At 40.3% G+C, this 21,302-nt stretch carries 21 protein-coding genes and 1 tRNA gene; 15 read left to right on the top strand and 7 right to left on the bottom strand.

Annotated elements, in window-relative coordinates; all coding sequences use genetic code 11:
• Positions 1-217: 217 nt before the first annotated feature.
• Positions 218-1,909 (bottom strand): transcription termination factor Rho, encoded by a 1,692-nt coding sequence (rho, locus tag POV26_RS06720; protein ID WP_272855702.1) that lies wholly within the window; start codon positions 1,907-1,909, stop codon positions 218-220.
• 203 nt (positions 1,910-2,112) lie between these two features.
• Between rho and POV26_RS06715 the strand changes: the two genes are divergently transcribed.
• Positions 2,113-2,523, top strand: a complete 411-nt coding sequence (locus POV26_RS06715; protein ID WP_272855701.1) for a DUF4293 domain-containing protein — start codon at positions 2,113-2,115, stop codon at positions 2,521-2,523.
• Positions 2,524-2,665: 142 nt separating this feature from the next.
• Here the strand turns inward: POV26_RS06715 and POV26_RS06710 are convergent, their stop codons facing one another.
• Positions 2,666-3,160 (bottom strand): metallophosphoesterase family protein, encoded by a 495-nt coding sequence (locus POV26_RS06710; protein WP_272855700.1) that lies wholly within the window; start codon positions 3,158-3,160, stop codon positions 2,666-2,668.
• Between the two features lie 186 nt (positions 3,161-3,346).
• Here POV26_RS06710 and truA point away from each other — a divergent pair, with 186 nt between their 5' ends.
• Both truA and POV26_RS06700 read left to right on the top strand, forming a co-directional pair.
• Entirely contained in the window at positions 3,347-4,108 is a 762-nt protein-coding gene (gene truA / locus POV26_RS06705; RefSeq protein ID WP_272855699.1) for a tRNA pseudouridine(38-40) synthase TruA, read from the top strand.
• A gap of 127 nt (positions 4,109-4,235) precedes the next feature.
• Positions 4,236-6,005 carry an ABC transporter ATP-binding protein gene (locus POV26_RS06700; RefSeq protein ID WP_272855698.1) on the top strand — a complete coding sequence of 590 codons (1,770 nt, stop codon included), beginning with the start codon at positions 4,236-4,238 and terminating at the stop codon, positions 6,003-6,005.
• Positions 6,006-6,210: 205 nt separating this feature from the next.
• Here the strand turns inward: POV26_RS06700 and cdaA are convergent, their stop codons facing one another.
• Complete coding sequence (gene cdaA, locus POV26_RS06695; RefSeq protein ID WP_272855697.1) at positions 6,211-6,984, bottom strand: diadenylate cyclase CdaA; 774 nt, start codon at positions 6,982-6,984, stop codon at positions 6,211-6,213.
• A gap of 166 nt (positions 6,985-7,150) precedes the next feature.
• On the opposite strand from cdaA, the gene POV26_RS06690 reads away from it, so the two are divergent.
• Positions 7,151-7,768, top strand: coding sequence for a phosphatase PAP2 family protein (locus POV26_RS06690; protein WP_272855696.1), 618 nt, complete (start codon positions 7,151-7,153; stop codon positions 7,766-7,768).
• A gap of 31 nt (positions 7,769-7,799) precedes the next feature.
• On the opposite strand, the gene folP is transcribed toward POV26_RS06690, so the two are convergent.
• On the bottom strand, positions 7,800-8,630 hold the full coding sequence (gene folP, locus POV26_RS06685; protein WP_272855695.1) for a dihydropteroate synthase: 831 nt from the start codon (positions 8,628-8,630) through the stop codon (positions 7,800-7,802).
• A gap of 132 nt (positions 8,631-8,762) precedes the next feature.
• Between folP and POV26_RS06680 the strand changes: the two genes are divergently transcribed.
• The 7 genes from POV26_RS06680 to POV26_RS06650 all read left to right on the top strand — a co-directional run bounded on the left by POV26_RS06680 (position 8,763) and on the right by POV26_RS06650 (position 14,855).
• The gene (locus POV26_RS06680; protein ID WP_272855827.1) at positions 8,763-9,320 is read left to right on the top strand and encodes a DUF1599 domain-containing protein; all 558 of its coding nucleotides are present in this window, start codon (positions 8,763-8,765) and stop codon (positions 9,318-9,320) included.
• Between the two features lie 71 nt (positions 9,321-9,391).
• A complete protein-coding gene (locus tag POV26_RS06675; protein WP_272855694.1) occupies positions 9,392-11,098 on the top strand; it encodes a BT_3928 family protein in 1,707 nt (568 codons plus the stop codon).
• Positions 11,099-11,148: 50 nt separating this feature from the next.
• The gene (locus tag POV26_RS06670) at positions 11,149-12,225 is read left to right on the top strand and encodes an ABC transporter permease (RefSeq protein ID WP_272855693.1); all 1,077 of its coding nucleotides are present in this window, start codon (positions 11,149-11,151) and stop codon (positions 12,223-12,225) included.
• A gap of 75 nt (positions 12,226-12,300) precedes the next feature.
• Positions 12,301-12,780 carry a TlpA family protein disulfide reductase gene (locus POV26_RS06665; protein WP_272855692.1) on the top strand — a complete coding sequence of 160 codons (480 nt, stop codon included), beginning with the start codon at positions 12,301-12,303 and terminating at the stop codon, positions 12,778-12,780.
• Positions 12,781-12,814: 34 nt separating this feature from the next.
• Positions 12,815-13,570 carry a triose-phosphate isomerase gene (gene tpiA, locus POV26_RS06660; RefSeq protein WP_272855691.1) on the top strand — a complete coding sequence of 252 codons (756 nt, stop codon included), beginning with the start codon at positions 12,815-12,817 and terminating at the stop codon, positions 13,568-13,570.
• 143 nt (positions 13,571-13,713) lie between these two features.
• A complete protein-coding gene (gene prmA / locus POV26_RS06655) occupies positions 13,714-14,541 on the top strand; it encodes a 50S ribosomal protein L11 methyltransferase (RefSeq protein ID WP_272855690.1) in 828 nt (275 codons plus the stop codon).
• A gap of 38 nt (positions 14,542-14,579) precedes the next feature.
• Positions 14,580-14,855, top strand: a complete 276-nt coding sequence (locus POV26_RS06650) for an ATP-dependent Clp protease adaptor ClpS (RefSeq protein WP_272855689.1) — start codon at positions 14,580-14,582, stop codon at positions 14,853-14,855.
• A gap of 107 nt (positions 14,856-14,962) precedes the next feature.
• On the opposite strand, the gene POV26_RS06645 is transcribed toward POV26_RS06650, so the two are convergent.
• Positions 14,963-15,036 (bottom strand) — tRNA-Arg (locus POV26_RS06645).
• Between POV26_RS06645 and POV26_RS06640 the strand changes: the two genes are divergently transcribed.
• Together POV26_RS06640 and POV26_RS06635 are read left to right on the top strand one after the other, a co-directional pair.
• Positions 15,009-15,356: a hypothetical protein gene (locus tag POV26_RS06640; protein ID WP_272855688.1), complete on the top strand. Its 348-nt coding sequence runs from the start codon at positions 15,009-15,011 to the stop codon at positions 15,354-15,356. The two genes, POV26_RS06645 and POV26_RS06640, sit on opposite strands and share 28 nt — an antisense overlap.
• A gap of 30 nt (positions 15,357-15,386) precedes the next feature.
• The gene (locus tag POV26_RS06635; protein ID WP_272855687.1) at positions 15,387-15,899 is read left to right on the top strand and encodes an adenine phosphoribosyltransferase; all 513 of its coding nucleotides are present in this window, start codon (positions 15,387-15,389) and stop codon (positions 15,897-15,899) included.
• Here the strand turns inward: POV26_RS06635 and POV26_RS06630 are convergent.
• Complete coding sequence (locus tag POV26_RS06630; protein ID WP_272855686.1) at positions 15,896-16,048, bottom strand: SsrA-binding protein; 153 nt, start codon at positions 16,046-16,048, stop codon at positions 15,896-15,898. The genes POV26_RS06635 and POV26_RS06630 overlap by 4 nt on opposite strands.
• A gap of 66 nt (positions 16,049-16,114) precedes the next feature.
• Positions 16,115-17,011, bottom strand: a complete 897-nt coding sequence (locus POV26_RS06625; protein ID WP_272855685.1) for a hypothetical protein — start codon at positions 17,009-17,011, stop codon at positions 16,115-16,117.
• 137 nt (positions 17,012-17,148) lie between these two features.
• On the opposite strand from POV26_RS06625, the gene POV26_RS06620 reads away from it, so the two are divergent.
• Both POV26_RS06620 and POV26_RS06615 read left to right on the top strand, forming a co-directional pair.
• Positions 17,149-18,114 carry a calcium/sodium antiporter gene (locus tag POV26_RS06620; RefSeq protein ID WP_272855684.1) on the top strand — a complete coding sequence of 322 codons (966 nt, stop codon included), beginning with the start codon at positions 17,149-17,151 and terminating at the stop codon, positions 18,112-18,114.
• Between the two features lie 126 nt (positions 18,115-18,240).
• Positions 18,241-20,427, top strand: a complete 2,187-nt coding sequence (locus POV26_RS06615) for a glutamine synthetase III family protein (protein ID WP_272855683.1) — start codon at positions 18,241-18,243, stop codon at positions 20,425-20,427.
• The last annotated feature ends 875 nt before the right edge of the window (positions 20,428-21,302 follow it).

Genomic DNA, 21,302 nt, shown 5'->3' with positions numbered 1-21,302 from the left:
TATTGCAATATTACGGAAGTTCCGAAAAAGAAAAATTTGAAAGGGGAAAGTCTGGTTAGGAAGAATGGGAACTGTGAAAGGTAATGCAATCAAAAAGTAATATTGCAATATTACATTTCGTTCAATGCTGGACTGGCCTGAGCGCAGTTTTATTAAAAAAAATCCCCGAAGTTTGGCTTCGGGGAAATCTTGTTTCAAGATAAAATTTAAATACTTTTTATCCGTTCATCGAAATCAAAAACTCTTCGTTGTTCCGGGTTTGTTTTATTCTGTCATTGATGAATTCCATTGCTTCCACCGGGTTCATATCGGCGAGATATTTCCGAAGTACCCACATGCGCTGTATTACGTTTTCATCAAGCAGCAAATCGTCGCGACGCGTACTTGAAGAGGTAAGGTCAATTGCAGGGAAGATTCTTCGGTTTGAAATCTTTCTGTCCAACTGAAGCTCCATATTTCCTGTTCCTTTAAATTCCTCAAAGATAACCTCGTCCATTTTAGAGCCGGTTTCAGTCAACGCTGTGGCGATGATACTCAAAGAACCGCCATTTTCAATATTACGCGCGGCACCGAAGAAACGTTTCGGTTTGTGAAGTGCATTGGCATCCACACCACCACTCAATATCTTACCACTGGCAGGTTGCACGGTGTTATAAGCTCGCGCCAATCGTGTTATAGAGTCCAAGAGAATCACCACATCGTGGCCGCATTCCACCAAACGTTTTGCCTTGTCGATTACGATATTGGCAACGCGGACGTGCTCGCTGGCTTCTTTGTCGAAGGTTGAAGCTACCACTTCGCCACGAACGTTTCGTTGCATATCGGTAACTTCCTCTGGACGTTCGTCAATCAAAAGGACAATTTGGTAAACTTCCGGATGGTTTGCCGCTATTGCGTTTGCAATATCTTTCAGCAACATGGTTTTACCCGTTTTTGGTTGCGAAACAATCATACCCCGTTGTCCTTTTCCGATAGGTGCAAAAAGGTCAATAATACGAGTGGAAATAGTACTCTGCTTATCTGCAAGGTTAAATTTTTCCTGTGGGAAAAGCGGCGTTAAATGCTCAAAGGAAACCCGGTCACGAACCACATTGGGGTTCAGGCCGTTGATTTTATTCACCTTTATTAAAGGGAAATATTTTTCGCCTTCTTTTGGCGGACGCACTTCGCCCAATACCGTATCTCCGGTCTTTAACCCGAAAAGACGAATCTGCGATTGCGATACATAAATATCATCGGGAGAGGAAAGGTAGTTGTAGTCGCTGGAGCGCAGAAAGCCGTAGCCGTCCTGCATGATGTCCAGCACACCTTCGCTTTCAATGATGCCGTCAAACTCATAGTCCGGCTCACGGTAACGGTTGCGGGAATCTTTGTTTCCGTTGCTCTTGTTGTCGTGTACATTGCCGTCCTTCTGTTTGTGGTTTTGGTGTTTTTGGCGGTTGTCAGAATTGTTGCTGTCGTTGCGCTGGTTTTTCTGACGGTTGTCGTTGCTGCTGGAGCTTGACTTTTGGTGTTGCGGTTTTTTATCGCTTTCCTTTTTGTCGGCCCTTTCGTTGCTTGAACGCTTGTCATCGGCAGTTTTTTTATCATCATCACTTTTTTTATCGCGATGTTGCTTTTGGGGCTTAGACTTCTTGCTTCTGCCCTCGTTTTTCTGCGGATGCTGCTTTTGGTCTTTTGAAGGATTTTCATTAGAAGAAGAGGACTTCTCCTCTTTTTTGGTTTCCGAAGCAGGTTCTTCAGCCTTTATGACGGCTTTGACTGCCTTCGGATTCGCGGCTTGGTAATCAAGGATTTGATATACCAAGTCCAATTTTTTTTGAGTGCGATATTTCGGCACGTTAAGCTCTTTGGCTATTTCCTGAAGTTCAGGTAGCTTTTTTTCTTTTAATTCTGAAATTTCAAACATGTAGAATATACTGTTGTTAATGTTGATACAAATGTGTTCCTTTTGAGAAGGTAAGTACGTTGAAAATTTTTTCGAAGACTAAGTAACCTTGATTGAGTTGGTTACGAATTGTTACTGCAATAATACAACAATAAATTAAAAACCACTGTTATTTTTTTTAAAAAGAAACAGTATTTTTGCTGCAGAATAGATTTTTGTAAAAAATGATCCAACGCATCCAAACCATTTATTTAGTCGTTTCTGCCATTGTAATGGGAGCTTTATTTATGTGGTTTCCAGTGGTTCTGGGCAAGGATGGCTCGGTAATTATGGAGCGGAGTGAGCCCTTGATTTTCGGGTTGATATTTGTTTCGATTGCGTTGGCAATAATTTCAATTTTAAGTTTCAAAAAACGGCAGTTGCAGTTTGTGCTCAACCGTTTGAACATCATATCAAACTTTGTATTACTGGGAGTTTTCGTTTACAGGTTGCTAACTTTATCCGGAGAGACTATTGTTTCAGAGAAGGGTATTGGGGTGCTTTTTCCCATCATTTCTATCGTATTTTTAGTGCTGGCCAACAAGGCCATAAAAAGGGATGAGGACCTCGTAAAATCTGTGGACCGTTTACGATAAACCGATCTTGGTATATTAGTGCAAGACCCCCGGAGTATGCCAACTTCGGGGGTTTTTTGTTTCTAAAATCCCCAATGCAAAATTCCAAATCCCAAATTCTGTAGTCAACCAATCAACGAATCAATGAATCCCGATTCCCCAATCAACGATTCCCAAATTCAATAACCTCCAGATTCTGGATTTTTTCCCCGTCAATCTCAAAACGGAGCATAGTGCGAACTTTTTGAAAACCGTGCTTTCCCACGGCACCTGGATTCATATGAAGTAGTCCAGTTGTTTTATCCGGCATGACCTTCAAAATATGTGAATGCCCACAAATAAAGATTTTTGGTGGGTTGGAATAAATTTCCTGCCGGATTGACGGATTGTACCTTCCCGGATAGCCGCCAATGTGCGTTATCCAAACATCAACCCCTTCGCACATAAAACGGTTGTGGAGCGGAAATTCCATACGGGCTTCCGTGCTGTCAATATTTCCGTAAACCGCTCGCAACGGCTTTAGTTTTTTGATTGCATCGGTAACCGAAAGGTCGCCAATATCGCCGGCGTGCCACACTTCATCGGCCTGTTTTACGTAGTTCAGGATTTTTTCGTCAATATAGCTGTGGGTATCGCTGAGAAGTAGGATTTTTTTCAAAATGGGCTGTTGGGTTATTAAGTTACTAAGTTATTGGGTTATTAAGTTATTGAGTTGTTTTCAAATTTAAACAAACTTTTAAATCAAATAGCGCAAACAAACCTCTCGACTCCTCAACTTTTACACTTTTAAACCCATAAACTCCTAAACTAAAATCGTAATTTTGTCAATTCTGAAAAAATCCAAGTGCGATATTTTATTGAAATAGCCTATAACGGGAAAAATTATTTTGGATGGCAGCGCCAGCCCGAGCAGATAAGCGTACAGCAGGTTTTGGAGGAGACCATTTCAACCTTGCTTCGGAAGGAAATAAAACTCACCGGAGCGGGAAGGACCGATACCGGCGTGCACGCCAAGCAGTTGTTTGCCCATTTCGATAGCGATAAAATTGAAAATTTTGATGAATTTATTTTTAGAATGAATTCCTTTCTTCCGAAGGATATTTCAATAAAGAATATTTTTGAGGTAAAGGAAGATGCGCATGCGCGATTTGACGCGGTGGAACGGGAATACGAATACGTTATTTCATTAGAAAAAGACCCGTTTTTACAGGATTTTGCGTTTCAAATAAATAACAGACCCGATATGGATTTAATGAACGAAGCGGCAAAATTGTTATTGAACCATAAGGATTTTCAATGCTTTTCACGCTCAAAAACCGATGTAAAAACGTACAATTGTACCATCGTAAAAGCATTTTGGGAAGCTACGGATAATAGCCTTATTTTTACCATTGCCGCAGATCGTTTTCTTCGGAATATGGTCCGCGCCATCGTCGGGACGCTTTTGGATGTAGGTTACGGAAAGACTACGCTGGTAGATTTTAAGGCAATACTGAAAAGTAAAAGTAGGGAAGAAGCGGGTGCCTCCGCGCCGGCGCATGGATTGTATTTGACGAGGGTTGTTTATCCTGAGAGTATTTTTAAAAGAACTGAGAAAAAAGAATAAAGAACAAAGAACAGAGAAATCTCAAATCCTAAATCACAAATCACAAATCACAAATTAACGAATCCCAAATTAACGAATCCCGAATTAACAAATCACGAATCACCAATTAACGAATTAATAAAAAACCGTGTCAGAAACCACAGGAAACGCATTCGATTTTAAGCTTTTTAAGCGATTGCTGGCTTTTACAAAGCCCTATCGGCTTGTGTTTTATTTTGTCGCTTTTGCCGCAATCATAATGTCCGGCCTTGCCGTGCTGCGCCCCTATCTTTTGAAATTGGCCATAGACAATTCCATGGTTCCCAAAGATGGCGAGGGTTTTATGAAGTACGTCATTTTAATGGTGGTCGTACTTATGCTGGAAGTGATATTTCAATTCGCCTTTATATTTTATACAAACTGGCTCGGGCAAAGTGTAATTCGCGATATGCGCCAAAAACTCTTCCGATTGATGATGAGTTTCAAAATGAAATATTTTGATAAGAGCGCCGTCGGAAGATTGACCACCCGCGCCGTAAATGATGTGGAAACCATTTCCAGTATTTTCAGTGAAGGCTTGTTTATGATTATTAGCGACTTGCTGAAAATGCTCGTAATCGCGGGGTTTATGCTTTACCAAAGCTGGCGGTTGTCGCTCATCGTTTTTATTGTTTTGCCCTTTATTCTCTATGCCACCCGTGTGTTCCAAAAAGCGATGAAAGTAGCTTTTGAAGACGTTCGAAACCAAGTTGCAAACCTAAATACCTTTGTGCAGGAGCGCATCACGGGGATGAAAATAGTTCAGATTTTCACCCGAGAAAAAACCGAATACGAACGTTTTCAGGAGATAAACAAAGACCACCGAAAGGCTTGGATAAAAACCGTTTGGTACAACTCTATTTTCTTTCCCATTGCCGAAACCGCTGGGGCCGTGGCCACTGGTTTGGTCGTCTGGTACGGCGGGTTGAATGTTATTGGCGGAGGCGTGGTTACCCTCGGTATTATTACGGCTTTTATACAATACGCCGAAATGCTTTTCCGACCGCTGCGGCAGATTGCTGATAAGTTCAATACCCTTCAAATGGGGATGGTTGCGGCGAACCGCGTTTTCGGAATTCTCGATACAAAATCGCACATCGCTGATACTGGCACGGTTGATTATACCAGCACCAAAGGCGAAATTGAATTCAAAAATGTGCATTTCGGGTATAATGAGGATGAAGAAGTAATAAAGGGAATTTCCTTTAAGGCAAATCCCGGTGAAACGGTTGCCATAGTAGGTGCTACTGGAGCCGGAAAAAGTACGATAATCAATCTTTTAAACCGTTTTTACGAAATAAACAGCGGCGATATTTTGATTGACGGTATTTCTTTAAAGGATTATAAACTGGCGTCACTTCGGGGGCAGATAGCTGTGGTTTTGCAGGATGTATTCCTCTTTGCCGATTCAATTTTGAACAATATTACGCTAAACAACCCAAACATTTCCGAAGAAGAAGTAATAGCGGCGGCAAAGGAAATAGGCGTCCATAAATTCATACAATCGCTTCCAGATGGCTATCATTATAATGTGAAGGAACGCGGCAGCATGCTTTCCTCGGGGCAGCGGCAGCTCATTTCATTTTTGCGTGCCTATGTTAGCAAGCCCAGCATTTTGGTTTTGGACGAAGCCACTTCTTCCGTAGATACGTATTCCGAAGAATTGATTCAAACGGCTACTGATAAAATCACCAAAGACCGAACTTCAATAGTAATCGCACATAGATTGGCAACCATTAAAAAAGCCGATAAAATTATAGTGATGGACGCTGGAAAAATTATGGAGGAGGGCACGCACAAAGAATTGCTGAAACTTGAAAATGGTTTTTATAGGAATCTTTACGAGGTGCAGTTTATGGCTGAGGAATTGGCCCCCTAACCCCCAAAGGGGAATCACTACCCTCAAAATAATGTGGAAATTTGGCAATTTATTTCGTGAATAAAAATCAGATTTTTAGGTTTCTGAAAAATATTTTAAGAATTAAATTTAGAAGCCCCAAGTTTATTTCCAGCGAAGAATAAGCAACATTGATGAAAATTATTTCAAAATATGAAAATTAAGTCTTTTGAAAGCGTTTAATTTCTTAGCTCAAATCCTTCTTCAAAATTTTCAACAGTTCATCCGTATCCTCAAAAAGCACAAAATCGCCATCCTTTAAATAGGAAATCTGACCGTTTTCTTCGGAAACGACCAAACAAACGGCATCGGTCTTTTCGGTAATACCAACGGCTGCGCGGTGCCGAAGTCCAAAGCGCAACGGTATCTTTTTATCGTTGGAAACGGGCAGAATAACCCGTGTTGCCGTAATTCTGTTTTCTTCAATAATTATCGCGCCATCGTGCAACGGGCTGTTTTTGAAAAAGATACTTTCAATAATGGGCTGGTTTACTTCCAGGTTCATTTCATCGCCCGTGTTTTTTACAAAATCAAGGCTATTGTTGCGTTGGAGAACGATTAACGCTCCGGTGTGCGAAGCGGACATTTTTTTGCAGGCGGCTATAATTCCCTGCAAATTGGTTTTAAGACCGCCGTCATTTCCAGAAAATTTAAACTGTTTCAGAAATCTTCGGCGGGCGTTGAAATTCGTTGAACCCAACATCAACAGAAATTTTCGTATTTCGGGTTGAAAAACCACCACCAAAGCAAACATACCGACCCCCAAAAAACCGCCGAGAATTTTGCTCAAGAGCTCCATTTCCAAAAGTTGGGTAACTACGTAAATGGCGTAAACAATGATAATACCCACCAAAATATTGATGGCGACGGTGCCTTTCACCAAATTATAGAGGTAATACAGCAGGAATGCCACCAGCACAATGTCCACAATATCTATAATCCGAATGTCGAGAAAATCCAAGGGTGTGCGTTTTTTTGTAAAAGTAGTTTAAAAATTCAAGCTTCAAAATTCAAAATTCAAAATTGAAGGCGCAAAATTGTCGGTTGGCAGTGGTTGCCAATTGGTTGAAAATTGAAACTAAAACTAAAAAATTAAAGAGAATGGCAATACTAAATAGCTGATTTTGTTGTTATTAACTGTAGCTGATTTTCTGTTTATGAACGTGCCATTACGCTTTACTTTATTCCCTGTTTTTTTTGTTTTTCAAATCATTTTATCGCAAACTGTTGAGGCAGACGATATAGGTTCGCACGAAAAATGGGAATATATTTTAGAAGATACTGGAGACGTTTTACAACTTGCGCTGCCCTTAGCCGCGGGGATAACCACTGTTATTAAAAAGGATTGGCAAGGCACAAAACAGTTTGCCCTATCTTATGGAACCAGTATTATAGTTACGCATTCGCTAAAAAGAATAGTGCGTAAACAGCGGCCAGAAGGTAGAAATCTTTATGATGCTTTTCCTTCTGGACATACCACGTCCGCTTTTTCGGGCGCTTCATTTATTCAACGGCGTTATGGCTGGAAATATGCCAAATGGGCATACGTACTTGCTGCTATAGTTGGTGTAAGCCGAATGGAAGGCCCAGATGGATGGCATGACATTTGGGATGTTTTGGCGGGAGCCACCGTTGGTATTGGCAGTACTTACATCTTTACAAAACCCTATGAAACTGACCAAGCTCAAATTGGATTTAGCGCCAATAATGGTACTTACGTAATTGGTTTTAGATTTCAATTTTAGAAAGATAACAGCCTTATACTTCTACAAAGCTTTATTTCCTAACAACTTCAGAAAATAATTTGACGCATTCAACCGCTTCCTTTACATCGTGTACTCGAAGAATCTTTGCTCCTTTTAAAAGCGCGATGGTGTTGAGCGAAGTGGTGCCGTTTAAAGCATTTTCCGCGGAAGTTTCCAGTGTTGTGTATATAAAGGATTTTCGTGAAACGCCTGCCAAAATGGGAACATCCAAATTCTGGAAAAGCTCCAAATTATTTAAAAGTTGAAAACTTTGTTCGCGGGTTTTTGCAAAGCCAAAACCGGGGTCGGCAATAATATCGTTGATTCCCGCTGCTCGGGCGAGTGCGATTTTTTCGGCTAAATCTTTTAAAACTTCAATGGTCACATTTTTATAATCGGTAAGTTTTGCCATTGTTTTGGGCGTGCCGCGCATGTGCATCAAAATGTACGGAACTTTCAACTTTGCGACGGTATTGTACATTTCGGCATCCAAAGTTCCGCCCGAAACGTCATTCACAATCGCTGCTCCGGCTTCCACGGCTTTTTTTGCAACCTCACTTCGGAACGTATCTACGGAAATCAATGCTTCGGGAAATCTTTTCAGAATACTTTCAACACTCTCAACAACTCTTCGAATTTCTTCGGTTTCTGAAATTTCCTCAGCGCCCGGCCGAGTGCTGTAACCGCCAACATCCAAAAAGGTAGCACCTTCGGAAAGCATTTTTTCGGCCTGCTTCAAAATTTCCTTTTTGGAAAACGTTTTCCCGCCGTCATAAAATGAATCGGGCGTTACATTAATGATGCCCATCACTTTGGGCACGGAGAGGTCTATAAGGTTGCCGCGGCAATTAAGAGTCTGCAATTTTTTAAATTTTTAATCATTCAAAATTCAAAATCTTTTAGTCAATGTGCCGTTTGGCGAATAACTTTAAGCGTTCAACTTTGAACTTTGAACTATTTAAGCGAAATTTACGCAAAATCTTACACATCACTAATGGCCGATACTTCAAATCAATACAACGACCAGATTGAAAAATGCAGGGAGCTGTTTATCAAGAAAATGCATGACTACGGAAGTGCATGGCGAATTCTCAGGCTTCCGTCCCTTACCGACCAAATTTTTATAAAGGCACAGCGCATCCGTGGTTTGCAGCAAAATGCGGAGCGAAAAATTGAAGAGGACGAAACCAGCGAATTTATTGGGATTGTAAATTATTCCATAATGGCGCTTATCCAACTGGATAAAGGCGTAGTGGAGCAGCCCGACCTGTCTTTGGAAGAGGCCACCCAACTTTACGATGAGCAAGTGGCGAAAACCAAACAGCTGATGATGGACAAAAACCACGATTATGGCGAGGCGTGGCGTGATATGCGGGTTAGCTCGTTGACGGATTTGATTCTTCAGAAATTACTGCGCGTAAAGCAAATTGAAAACAATAGCGGGAAAACCTTGGTTTCTGAAGGAATTGATGCAAATTATCAAGATATGATAAATTATGCGGTTTTTGCGCTGATTCATTTAGAGGAAACAGCGCAAAAAACGGGTAATTAAAATTTCAAATAAAAAAAACTCCAAATTCCAAAAACACATATTTGGAATTTTGAAAATAGAATTTAAAATATATGAAATACTTAGTAGGAATATCACGAATAATTGTTGGAGTACTTTTTATTATAAGCGGACTGATTAAATTGAACGACCCCGTTGGATTTTCATTCAAACTGAAAGATTACTTTGCGCCCGAAGTTTTGGATCTTGGATTTTTGGTGCCGTATGCTTTGCTGATTGCAATATTTGTCGTCATATTTGAAGTGCTGCTGGGCGTGGCATTGCTATTGGGTTACCTCAAAAAATTTACACTTTGGGCCTTGTTGCTAATGATTGTGTTTTTCACATTTCTTACATTTTATTCGGCATATTTCAACAAGGTGACCGATTGCGGCTGCTTTGGCGATGCCATAAAACTCACGCCTTGGGAATCTTTCACAAAAGATATCGTGCTCCTAATTTTGATTTTGATTCTTTTTGTGGGAAGAAAATATATTCAGCCGTTTTTCACAAAAGGGATACGGAGCATCCTCATTTTTGCATCCTTCGTTTTCTGTCTCGGAATTACTTATTATGTTTTGTTGCATCTCCCGATTATCGATTTCCGTCCGTATAAAATTGGCGCGAATATTAAGGAAGGAATGACCATTCCCGAAGATGCACCGGGCCCTATTTATGAATATAAGTGGAAATTCAAAATTAATGGCGAAGAAAAAGTTATCACCACAAACGGCGAATATCCGCAGGTTGACGGCGAATTGATAAGTACCGAAACCGAAATGATACAGGAGGGCTACACCCCGCCAATCCACGATTTTACGATGGAAAGGGATGGCGAGGATTACACTGAACAATTTTTAAATGAAGAAAATTTAGTGGTTGTGATCGCATACAGTTTGGGAAATACCGAAAAGGACGGTTACATTCCTATAAAAGAGGTGACCGATAAAGCCTTAAAAAATGGTTACAATGTGATTGGTCTTTCGGCATCCTCGCAGGAAATGACCGAGGCTTTGACGGAGGAATATAAGTTGAATTTCAAATTTTACTTCTGCGATGAAACTACACTGAAAACCATCGTCCGCAGTAATCCGGGGATTTTGGAGTTGGACAACGGAACCATAAAACAAAAGCTTCACTGGAACGATGCCCAAAAATTGCAGCTTCCCGTAGTTGAAAATGCAAAACCAAAGTTGGATTTGGAAATGAAGCGTCGTTTGGACAGTATTGCTATTTTGGATCAGAAATACCGAAAATTGATGCACGAAGAATCTCCCGAGGCGCGTGCTGAACTCGGTAAAAAAATGGGACTTTCGGAAGCAGAATATAGTGGCGACCTGTGGAAAATGCAAGTAGTTATTGATAGTGCGAATTTGAATTATGTAGAAAAAATATTCAAAACAGTGGGATATCCGGGCAAATCTATGGTGGGTGAGCCTACAAATACTGCTGCTTGGTATGTGTTACAACATTCAAACAAAATTGGTGAGTATCTACATTTAATTAAAAAGGCGGGCGAAGAAGGAGAAATTCCTATGAAATTGGTGGCAATGATGGAAGATAGATATTTGATGGACGAAGGCAGACCTCAAATTTACGGAACACAGGGAAGAATGGAAGGAGATGGCGCAAAATTTATCTGGCCCATTGAAAACCCCGAAACCGTAAATGAAAGAAGAAAAAAGGCTGGCTTTGACGAAACAATTGAAGAATATGCCAAAAGGCTTTTCGGCGAAGATTTTGAATACAAACCTCTTACTATAGAGCAGGTTAAGCAATAGCCAAAACCACGAGCAATAAAAAATAATAATAAACAATAAAAAATAGAAAAGTGGGGAGTTACATACTTCAAAAATTGGGTTATGCATTGCTCACATTGTTTGGGGTTGTGACCGTGATTTTTCTGCTCTTCACAATCCTTCCCGGCGACCCCGCGCGCATGATGCTCGGCCAAAACGAAACCGCGGAACAACTTGCCGTTGTAAAAAGGAAATACGGTTTTGACCAACCTGTTTCGGTGCAATATGTACGGTATTTGAATGATTTGTCGCCCATATCCTTTCACAGTAAAAATCCGGACGATTACACCTTTCTTTCCGAGGGAAAATACAATGCTGCAAAATTATTCTCTGTCGGAAGTACAAACGTGGTTTTAAAAACGCCCTATTTGCGCGAATCCTTTCAAAAGAACGGAAAAGAGGTGAGCGAGGTGATAGCGGAAACACTTCCGAATACCTTTATTCTCGCGGTTTCAGCAATTGTTATCGCAATGATTATCGGTGTCTTCCTCGGAATTATTTCCGTGCTTTTTAAAGATGGGTTTATCGATAAAGCCATTCAATTGGTAAGCACGTTGGGGATGAGTGTTCCCTCGTTTTTCAGCGCGATTATCTTTGCGTGGATTTTCGGTTTTTTGCTTCACGAATACACAAATTTGAATATGACGGGAAGCCTGTACGAAGTTGACGATTTCGGCAACGGCAAATACATTCAATGGAAAAATTTAATACTCCCGGCCATTGTTTTGGGTATCCGGCCATTGGCCGTTGTGAGTCAGTTGATGCGCAATTCATTGCTTGAGGTTTTGAACCAGGATTACATTCGCACCGCAAAAGCGAAGGGACTTTCCTTTTATCAAATTATAAAAAAACACGCACTTAAAAATTCGCTGAATCCCGTTGTTACCGCCATTTCAGGTTGGTTTGCGAGTATGCTGGCGGGCGCAGTTTTTGTGGAGTACATTTTCGGATGGAATGGCTTGGGAAAGGAAATCGTAAACGCGCTAAATACTTTGGATCTCCCTGTAATTATGGGAGCTGTAATCGTAATAGCCACATTGTTCATTATAATCAATATTTTTGTGGATATAATTTACGGTTGGCTCGATCCGAAAATCAGTCGGCAGTGATCAGTAAGCAGTAACCAGTCTTGTAGGCTCGCGATTTATCGCGTGCCCTTTAATCAGTAGATAAAACAATTTTTTATGAAAACACTAATTGCCTTACTTTTATTTGTAGGCTTTGCACAAGCCCAGCAAAAATCCTTTTCCGAAGCAGCCTTGAACGAAAAGTTTCTTTCTGAAAATAATGTGGAAATAAGCTTTTCAGAAATACTTCAACAGTACAAAGGCAAGACTGTTTTTATAGACGTTTGGGCCAGTTGGTGCAAGGACTGTATCGAGGGAATGCCGAAGGTGCAAAAGCTGCGGGAGGAAAACCCGGAAGTTGTTTTTCTTTTCCTTTCCTTGGATAAAGAAACGAAGAGTTGGAAGCACGGCATTGAAAAGTACGGCGTTGTGGGCGAAAACTATTTTATACCCGCAGGGTGGAAGGGCGATTTTTGTTCTTCCATAGATTTGGACTGGATTCCCAGATATATGGTTGTGAATGCCGAAGGCGAAATCAGCCTTTACAAAGCCATTGAAACTAATGATGAAAATCTTTTAAAAGAACTGAATAACTAATATTAAAAAGATACCCGCCTTCGCGGGCATGACTATGAGAAAAAAAATAGTAGCTGGAAATTGGAAAATGAACAACGATTTGGCCGAGACCGAAATGTTTTTGGTAGAATTGAAAAAGCAGGTATTTCCAGAAGATGTAGTGGTTATGATAGCCCCGCCGTTTACGAGTTTGAACCATACCTTCCGGTCTTTGCGCGAGCATCCCGTAGCGCTTGCCGCACAGAATATGCACCAGAGCAATGAAGGCGCTTTTACGGGTGAAATTTCCGCAAAAATGCTGAAAAGTGTTGGGGCAAGCACCGTTATTTTGGGCCATAGCGAGCGACGTGCATATTTTAATGAAGACAGCGCCATACTTGCCGAAAAAGTAAATACGGCGCTCGAAAACGAAATGACCATTATTTTCTGTATCGGTGAGGAATTGGACGACCGAAAAAAAGGAAGCCATTTCGAATTGATAAAAACGCAACTTTCCGAAGGTCTTTTCCATATTGCTGACGAAGCTTGGGAAAATATTATTATTGCTTACGAACCTGTTTGGGCAATAGGAACTGGTGAAACCGCAAGCCCCGAGCAGGCTCAGGAAATGCACAAATTCATAAGAAAGACCCTTGCTGAAAATTATTCAAAAGAAATAGCCGATGAGGTTTCAATCCTCTACGGTGGAAGTGTAAAGCCAGACAACGCCAGTGAAATCTTTGGGCAGAATGATGTGGACGGAGGCCTTATTGGCGGAGCTTCGCTAAAGGTTGAGAGTTTTATGAAAATTGTAAATTCCTTCGAAAAGTAAGTACACAATTAATCTAAAGCACCACAAAACCAAATCCCAAATCCCAAATTCCAAATTCCAAATCCCAAGTTTGAGATTTGTTTTTTGGTTTTTTGGAATTTATTTGGGATTTGGTACTTGTAATTTCGAATTTTTAAAAAACTATGAATTATATAGAATACATTTTTAAAGTGAGCCCGCTCCAACCAGGTACCGAAATTTTGATTGCCGAATTGGGGTATGCCGGTTTTGAAAGTTTTGTTGAAACCGAGGAAGGCGTTACGGCTTACATCCAAAAGGAAGAATGGAACCAAAATATTTTGGATGACATTCATATTTTAAATTCTGAGGAATTTAAAATAGAATATACTTTTTCAGAAATAGAACAAATCAACTGGAATTCTGAATGGGAAAAGAACTTCGACCCCATTGAAGTTGACGGAAAATGTACCGTTCGCGCACCATTTCACCCAAATAAAAATTTTGAATACGAAATAGTAATCGAGCCAAAAATGTCCTTCGGAACGGGCCACCACGAAACTACTTTTATGATGCTCCAGTTTATTTTGGAAAACGCTTTTAAGGGGAAAACGGTGCTCGACATGGGTTGCGGCACCGCGGTTTTGGCAATTTTGGCAGAAATGCGCGGCGCTTCAAAACTGGATGCCATTGATATTGACAAGTGGTGTTTTGAGAATTCCTTGGAAAATATTCAAAGAAACCAATGCAATAATATTTCAGTATTTCTGGGCGATGCCTCACTGCTGGACGGCAAAAAATATGACGTGATTATTGCCAACATCAACCGAAATATTCTCTTGAACGATATGGAGGCCTACCGAAACTGTTTGGATAAGGGTGGGGAACTTTACCTAAGCGGATTTTATAATGAGGATTTGCCAATTATTAAAGAAGCTTGCAATAATCTGGGTTTTACCTTCGTTGAAAACAAGGAGAAAAACAAATGGGTTGCGGCTAAGTTTAAAATTTAGTAAATTTCATTTGTATTAGGAATTTTACAAACGATAGTATGAGTACCAGAGAAAAAATCCAAGAAGAGGTAGAGGTTGCAGAAAAGGAGAGCAATCTCAATGAAATTGTGCTTTACAATGATGATGTAAACACGTTTGATCACGTTATTAATAGCCTAATTTTCGCTTGCGAACATACCCCAGAACAGGCCGAGCAATGCTCGATTATTGTGCATTATAAAGGAAAATGTACCGTGAAAACAGGAGAATTTAACGAATTAAAACCGCGTTGCTCGATGCTTTTGGAAGCTGGGTTGAGCGCTGAGATAATTTAGAACTTCTAAAAATATTGGAACAGCAGTAGCAATCAATATATTCTTGATAAGTTCAAGAAAGAAAATGAAAAAACCACGTCTTTTGGAACGTGGTTTTCTGTTTTTTGTGACCTTGCCAGGATTCAAACCTGGAACCTCCTGAGCCGTAATCAGGTGCGCTATTCAGTTGCGCCACAAGGCCATTATTTCAGATTTTTTAAAACTTCGCAGTTTTTTGCGGTCTTGCCAGCCCCGACGCTTCGGGGAAACCTGGAGCCTTCCCGAATCGAGTTCGGGGTGCGCTATTCTCCCGATAGCTATCGGGATGCGCCACAAGGCCATTATTTCAGATTTTTTAAAACTTCGCAGTTTTTTGCGGTCTTGCCAGCCCCGACGCTTCGGGGAAACCTGGAACCTTCCCGAATCGAGTTCGGGGTGCGCTATTCTCCCGATAGCTATCGGGATGCGCCACAAGGCCGAATTAATTTCGCTTTAAGCGGGTGCAAATATATTTCTTTTTAACTTGCAAGGCAAATTAATACTTGTAAAAAAATGAATTTATCTGAATATATACGGAATATTGAAGATTTTCCAAAAGCTGGAGTCCACTTTAAGGACATTACGCCATTGCTTGCCAATAGCGCCGCAATGGAAAGTTGCTTGCAGCAATTGACGGCACTGATAGCGGGTCAAAAGATTGATAAAGTTGCAGCTATAGAGTCACGCGGTTTTTTCTTCGGAACGCTCTTGGCTCAAAAGCTCAATGCGGGATTTGTGCCCATCAGAAAACCGGGTAAGCTTCCGTACAATACGTTAAAAGAGCCATATCTATTGGAGTACGGAATGGACGCCCTTGAAATTCACGAAGATGCAATTAAAAAAGGAGAGCGGGTGTTATTGCACGATGATGTTTTGGCAACAGGCGGAACGGCGCGGGCCGCGTGTAATTTAATTGAACAATTGGGCGGAGAGATTGTGCAGTGCAACTTTTTGCTCGAACTTGAGTTTTTAAACGGAATTAAAAAATTACGGGCCCATTCTGTCCAATCATTGTTGAAATATTAATCCAAAGCATTCTTTGTAACCCATAATCTATACGCAAATAGCGCCATTTGAAGTTTGGATGCTTTAGATAGATCAACTTCTTTTTTTGTAAAACTGGGCAGGATTTTCTTGTTGAGTTTTGCCAAAAATCTAAAGAATTTCTTTTTCATCCTAAATTAAATTTCTTTTGAAATTAAGCAAAGTGATTGGATATTTTTTAAAAACGATGTTAAAACTTATTCGGTGTTTTTCATAATTGTGTGCTTTTTATCTACAGCCAAGGTAATGTTTTTTATGGGCTCATTGCCATTGCCAAATGTTGAGGTAGAAACCGATCCGTTTCGATTGTCTATGGTGATTGATATATGTGTTATTTCATTTTTGTCGTTTCGCTCTAAATCTTTATAATAAAAAGAAATGTTTTCCGCGTCATAGCTATTTTGAAGCCCAAGCAATTCCGAATTGGTCGTATTCTTTGTTATTAGGCGCGAAGGTCCAGTAAAGTCCATAGCGCTTTTTACTGGATATTTTTTTAACCTGCTCAAGCTATCTCTTCGTTTTTGCATGCGCATCTCCATTTCAGCCTGCCTTTCTTTCATTGCGTTCATTTGGGCTTCCATTTCCTTTTGCATCTGCTCGCTTTTTTGCCTCATAGCTTCCCGGCGATCCATATGCGATTTTTCAGTGTCGTTTGGAACCCGTCCAGTGTTTCCTTGACTAATGAATGCTTGATTTGAACTGCCCGCACTTTTAACTGAAATCCTGCCGCCTTCCGAAACAATTATGATATCATTTATGGGATTTTTGCTGCTCACGCTATAGTTTCCAGAGTTGTTATTTGCGTCTTTATAGCGAATGGAGATTGAAATTATTTCATCTTTTTCATTGTAAACTACGTCTGAATAGTCAAAACCCAGTCCTTCTTCTTTCAGTTGTTCTTTGATCTTTTGAAGCTCCTCAAGAGTCGTTTTTTTAGTAATCATTACGGTTATTTGTTTTTTTGTAACGGAATTGTTTTCTAAAGTCGTGGTGAATGCACGTTTTGTACTGAATGAAAGCAGTAAAAAACTGAAAAGCACCAGAACGGGAAAAAACGAAAGATTTTGAATTGCTCTCTTAATATTGGTTTCCATAATTATATATAAATTAAAAATTAGTCCAAAAAGATAGAATTGGTGGACGTTTAAGAAAATTAAAAATTTGGGGATAGTAACAAATATACAACTAATTCTTTTTTGCATTTAGTATCTTCGCTGGCATTTATATTTTTATGGATTATTTACAGCTTTTTCTCGGTTTGGTTTTATTGGTAGTGGGGGGCGAATTTTTAGTGCGATCTTCTGTAGCGCTTTCGTTCAAACTTCATCTTTCAAAAATGGTCATCGGTCTTACGGTGGTTTCTTTTGCCACTTCCGCCCCAGAGCTTTTGGTTAGTTTGCAGGCTGCGCTCAACGGGTTCTCCGATATTTCCTTGGGCAATGTAATCGGTTCGAATATCGCCAATATTGGATTGGTGCTTGGTATTACGGCAGTAATAGCGCCTTTGGCCATCGATAAGGATTTTTATAAGCTGAATTGGCCCGTAATGATGGTTCTTTCCATCGCGCTGTATTTTATTCTTAAAAGCGGTATGCAGATATCCCGTTCCGAGGGAGTGGCTTTGCTGCTAATGCTCTTTGTATATCTCTGGATACTAATAAAAAGAGCCAGAAAGGCAAGAGGTACTGAACCAACGGACGACAGTATTGACGAAGGTCTGTCCCGAGCTTCCAATTTTAAGATCGCGCTATGGCTATTAATTGGAGGGGCGGCACTGTATGCGGGAAGTGAATTTTTGGTTACTGGAGCGGTCTCATTGGCGGAAGGCTTTGGCGTTAGTGAACGCGTAATTGCCGTAACGATGATAGCTGTTGGCACGAGCATACCTGAACTTGCGGCTTCGGTAATCGCGGCGCTTAAAAGGGAAAAGGCTATTTCACTGGGAAACCTTATAGGTTCAAATATATTTAATATTTCCTCCGTTTTGGGGATCACGGCCATTATACAGCCGATAGCGGTGAAGAGCAAAGAGGTGCTTACCAATGATATATTTTGGATGATTGGTTTTGCCGCGGTTTTACTTCCCTTGGCATTTCTTCCAAAATCATTTCAGCTTGGCCGAAAAAGAGGAATTGTATTGGTTGCAGCGTATGCAATTTTTATTGGGATGACGATTCTAAAACAAACTTCAAAATAAAATTGCCCCTATTTTTTTGGGGGTGTTTATAAGTTTTTGTCATTTTTAATAAATTAATCGCTATAATTTAGGGGGTGTATTTGTGTTTTTTCTATTTTTGCGCTGTCAAATCCTAAAAAACATATTATGCCCACCTTGCGATTTTATGCCATTAAAGAAACCTTCAACAGGCTTCCCATGCCAGTTACTGAACCAGAAAGACGTTCCGAGATCTTCGGAAAAAACGTTTTTAATGAAGCTGCCATGCGGCAGTATCTAACCAAAGACTCTTTTAAGAGTGTTATGGATGCCATTGAAAATAGCTCAAAAATTGAACGCCATATTGCTGACCATATTTCAACTGGAATGAAAGAATGGGCCATTGCAAAGGGCGCTACACACTATACCCATTGGTTTCAGCCTTTAACTGGGGCTACCGCTGAAAAGCACGACGCCTTTTTTGAAACTATGGAGAATGGACATGCGATCGAAAAATTTGGCGGTGGGCAATTGGTTCAACAAGAACCGGATGCCTCAAGTTTTCCGCATGGCGGCATCAGAAATACTTTTGAAGCGCGTGGCTACACCGCTTGGGATCCAACCTCGCCGGCATTTATTTATGGTACAACATTGTGTATCCCCACTGTTTTTGTTTCCTATACAGGCGAGGCACTGGATTATAAAACCCCATTGCTCCGTGCGCTGCAATCGGTGGATAATGCTGCAACTGCAATAGCGAAATATTTCGATAAAAACGTGACCAAGGTAAATGCTACTTTGGGTTGGGAGCAAGAGTATTTTTTGGTCGATAGTGCTTTGGCGGCATCCCGCCCAGATATTTCTTTGGCAGGAAGAACCTTGTTGGGCCATTCCTCAGCAAAAGGACAGCAGTTGGACGACCATTATTTTGGGTCTATTCCTGCCCGGGTTTTGAATTTTATGCGCCATTTGGAAACCGAGTGCATGCTTTTGGGCATTCCTGTTAAAACACGCCACAATGAAGTTGCGCCAAACCAATTTGAATTGGCACCCATTTTTGAGGAAACCAATTTGGCGGTGGACCACAACTCCTTATTAATGGACCTGATGCACAAAATTGCCAATAAGCATAATTTTAAGGTCTTGTTTCACGAAAAACCATTTGCCAACGTAAACGGAAGTGGAAAACACAACAACTGGTCTTTGGCAACCAATACAGGCGTGAACCTTTTAGGCCCTGGAAGCACGCCAATGAAGAATCTTCAGTTTCTAACCTTTTTCATCAATACACTGAAGGCCGTAAACGAACATGAGGAATTGATCAGGGCATCTATTGCCAGCGCAGGTAACGATCACCGTTTGGGCGCCAATGAGGCTCCTCCAGCCATAATTTCGGCGTTTATTGGTTCACAATTGACCGAAGTGTTGGATGAGTTGGAAAAAGTGACCAGCGGCAAACTTTCTCCACAGGAAAAAACCGATCTTAAGCTTAACGTGGTTGGAAAAATCCCGGAAATATTACTGGACAACACCGATAGAAACAGAACCTCCCCTTTTGCTTTTACGGGTAACAAATTTGAGTTTCGCGCTGTGGGTTCTACAGCCAACTGTGCAAGCCCAATGACCGTGCTTAATGCAATCGTGGCGAAACAGTTGATAGATTTCAAGGTGGAAGTGGATGCGCTTATTAAAGAGAAGAAGATGAAGAAGGACGACGCCATTTTCAATGTGCTGAGAGAATATATTAAGGACTCAAAGAGAATTCGTTTTGAAGGGGATGGGTATGGAGAAGCCTGGGAAAAAGAAGCAAAAAAACGTGGATTGAGCAACCACAAAACGACACCCCAAGCATTAAAGGCGAAAGTATCTAAAAAAACTATTTCACTTTTTGAAGAGCTTGGCATAATGAGCAGGAAAGAGCTGGAGGCCCGTTATGAAATCGAGTTGGAGGATTATACCATGCGAATCCAAATTGAAGGACGTATTTTGGGAGATATAGCTCGAAACCACGTGATACCTACGGCAATCCGCTATCAAAATATATTGATTGAAAACGTGCAGGGTCTAAAAAATATCTATGGAACCGATTTCAAAAAATTCTCTGGGGAGCAACTGCGCCTTATTGAGCAAATAAGCGAGCACATAGCAAAAATCAATAAGGGAATTACGGACATGATAGATGAAAGAAAAAAAGCTAACAAGATAGAGGATGTAGAAAAGAAAGCTTTTGCCTATTGTGACGATGTAAGACCCTATTTTGAGATTATTCGCTACCATTGCGATAAATTGGAGCTGTTAGTTGATGATGAAATTTGGCCATTAACAAAATACAGAGAGCTCTTGTTTACCAAGTAAAAATCATTCTTTTTTATTTCCAAGCCGTTCAAGTTTTTTTGGACGGCTTTGTCATTTTTATTTAAATACTATTTAACGGGCCATTTTTTTATTGTTTGGGGATAACGCCTTGATATTGTTTTAAAAATAGAGGCGTACTGGTATGTGCTGATAACATTATATAAGTCCGCCGTGTCTTTTGACAGGTTCCCAAACCTAAAGGAATTATCATTAGAACCATTATTTCATTCGCACTGCGGGATGTGGACGAAAAAGAAGATTTTGTTTATTGTGGTAGGGTCAAAAACGCCCAACGGGCCATAAAAAAATTACATGGTTATCTGGTTCTAAAGAAAGATTTTTCCCCGACCACAATTTTAAAAACTATTTTTTCTGAATACGAAAAGAACATTTTTTGCTGAAGAAATTTTTTTAACATAATTTTAACTTTTCGCGATAAATTTCAAATATGTGTATTTCATCGGGTGTTTTTTATTTTTCATCCTAAAAACACCAATTTATACATAGGAAAAACCCTTTTTCATAAAGGGGGATTTCCCCCTTTTTGATACTTCCGGCTCCTAACTAGTTGTTTATTAATATTTTTTGTTGCATATTTGAATCGTGGTTGAATGATAGATATATCAAAAAACCCAATCTCCTCAAAATTATAAATAGCAAACCTATCCCCTGGTAATTGAAACTTTTTGGTCTCTGATCAAATAGTTCAGAAGCTTTTTAAATTTCCCCTTAAATTCTTAGGATGTATTTTATATACATTTTAATCCCAATCCCCAACATTATAGTTATATAAATCATTATACCATGATTTATTACTATACCCAGGGAAGCAATTCCTTGTTGAAAACTGAATTTTTTTTTAACCAAATATTAAT

The organism is Aequorivita todarodis (assembly GCF_028561335.1).
GTDB classification, from domain to species: Bacteria; Bacteroidota; Bacteroidia; order Flavobacteriales; family Flavobacteriaceae; genus Aequorivita; species Aequorivita todarodis.
This window is presented reverse-complemented; position numbering and strand designations above follow the sequence as displayed.

Excerpts from the sequence above, each read along its gene's own strand:
- POV26_RS06675 (WP_272855694.1), top strand. The coding sequence starts at position 9,392 with ATGAAATACTTAGTAGGAATATCACGAATAATTGTTGGAGTACTTTTT.
- POV26_RS06715 (WP_272855701.1), top strand. The coding sequence starts at position 2,113 with ATGATCCAACGCATCCAAACCATTTATTTAGTCGTTTCTGCCATTGTA.
- tpiA (WP_272855691.1), top strand. The coding sequence starts at position 12,815 with ATGAGAAAAAAAATAGTAGCTGGAAATTGGAAAATGAACAACGATTTG.
- POV26_RS06625 (WP_272855685.1), bottom strand. The coding sequence starts at position 17,011 with ATGGAAACCAATATTAAGAGAGCAATTCAAAATCTTTCGTTTTTTCCC.
- prmA (WP_272855690.1), top strand. The coding sequence starts at position 13,714 with ATGAATTATATAGAATACATTTTTAAAGTGAGCCCGCTCCAACCAGGT.
- POV26_RS06650 (WP_272855689.1), top strand. The coding sequence starts at position 14,580 with ATGAGTACCAGAGAAAAAATCCAAGAAGAGGTAGAGGTTGCAGAAAAG.
- POV26_RS06630 (WP_272855686.1), bottom strand. The coding sequence starts at position 16,048 with ATGAAAAAGAAATTCTTTAGATTTTTGGCAAAACTCAACAAGAAAATC.
- POV26_RS06615 (WP_272855683.1), top strand. The coding sequence starts at position 18,241 with ATGCCCACCTTGCGATTTTATGCCATTAAAGAAACCTTCAACAGGCTT.
- POV26_RS06635 (WP_272855687.1), top strand. The coding sequence starts at position 15,387 with ATGAATTTATCTGAATATATACGGAATATTGAAGATTTTCCAAAAGCT.
- POV26_RS06620 (WP_272855684.1), top strand. The coding sequence starts at position 17,149 with ATGGATTATTTACAGCTTTTTCTCGGTTTGGTTTTATTGGTAGTGGGG.
- rho (WP_272855702.1), bottom strand. The coding sequence starts at position 1,909 with ATGTTTGAAATTTCAGAATTAAAAGAAAAAAAGCTACCTGAACTTCAG.
- POV26_RS06665 (WP_272855692.1), top strand. The coding sequence starts at position 12,301 with ATGAAAACACTAATTGCCTTACTTTTATTTGTAGGCTTTGCACAAGCC.
- POV26_RS06680 (WP_272855827.1), top strand. The coding sequence starts at position 8,763 with ATGGCCGATACTTCAAATCAATACAACGACCAGATTGAAAAATGCAGG.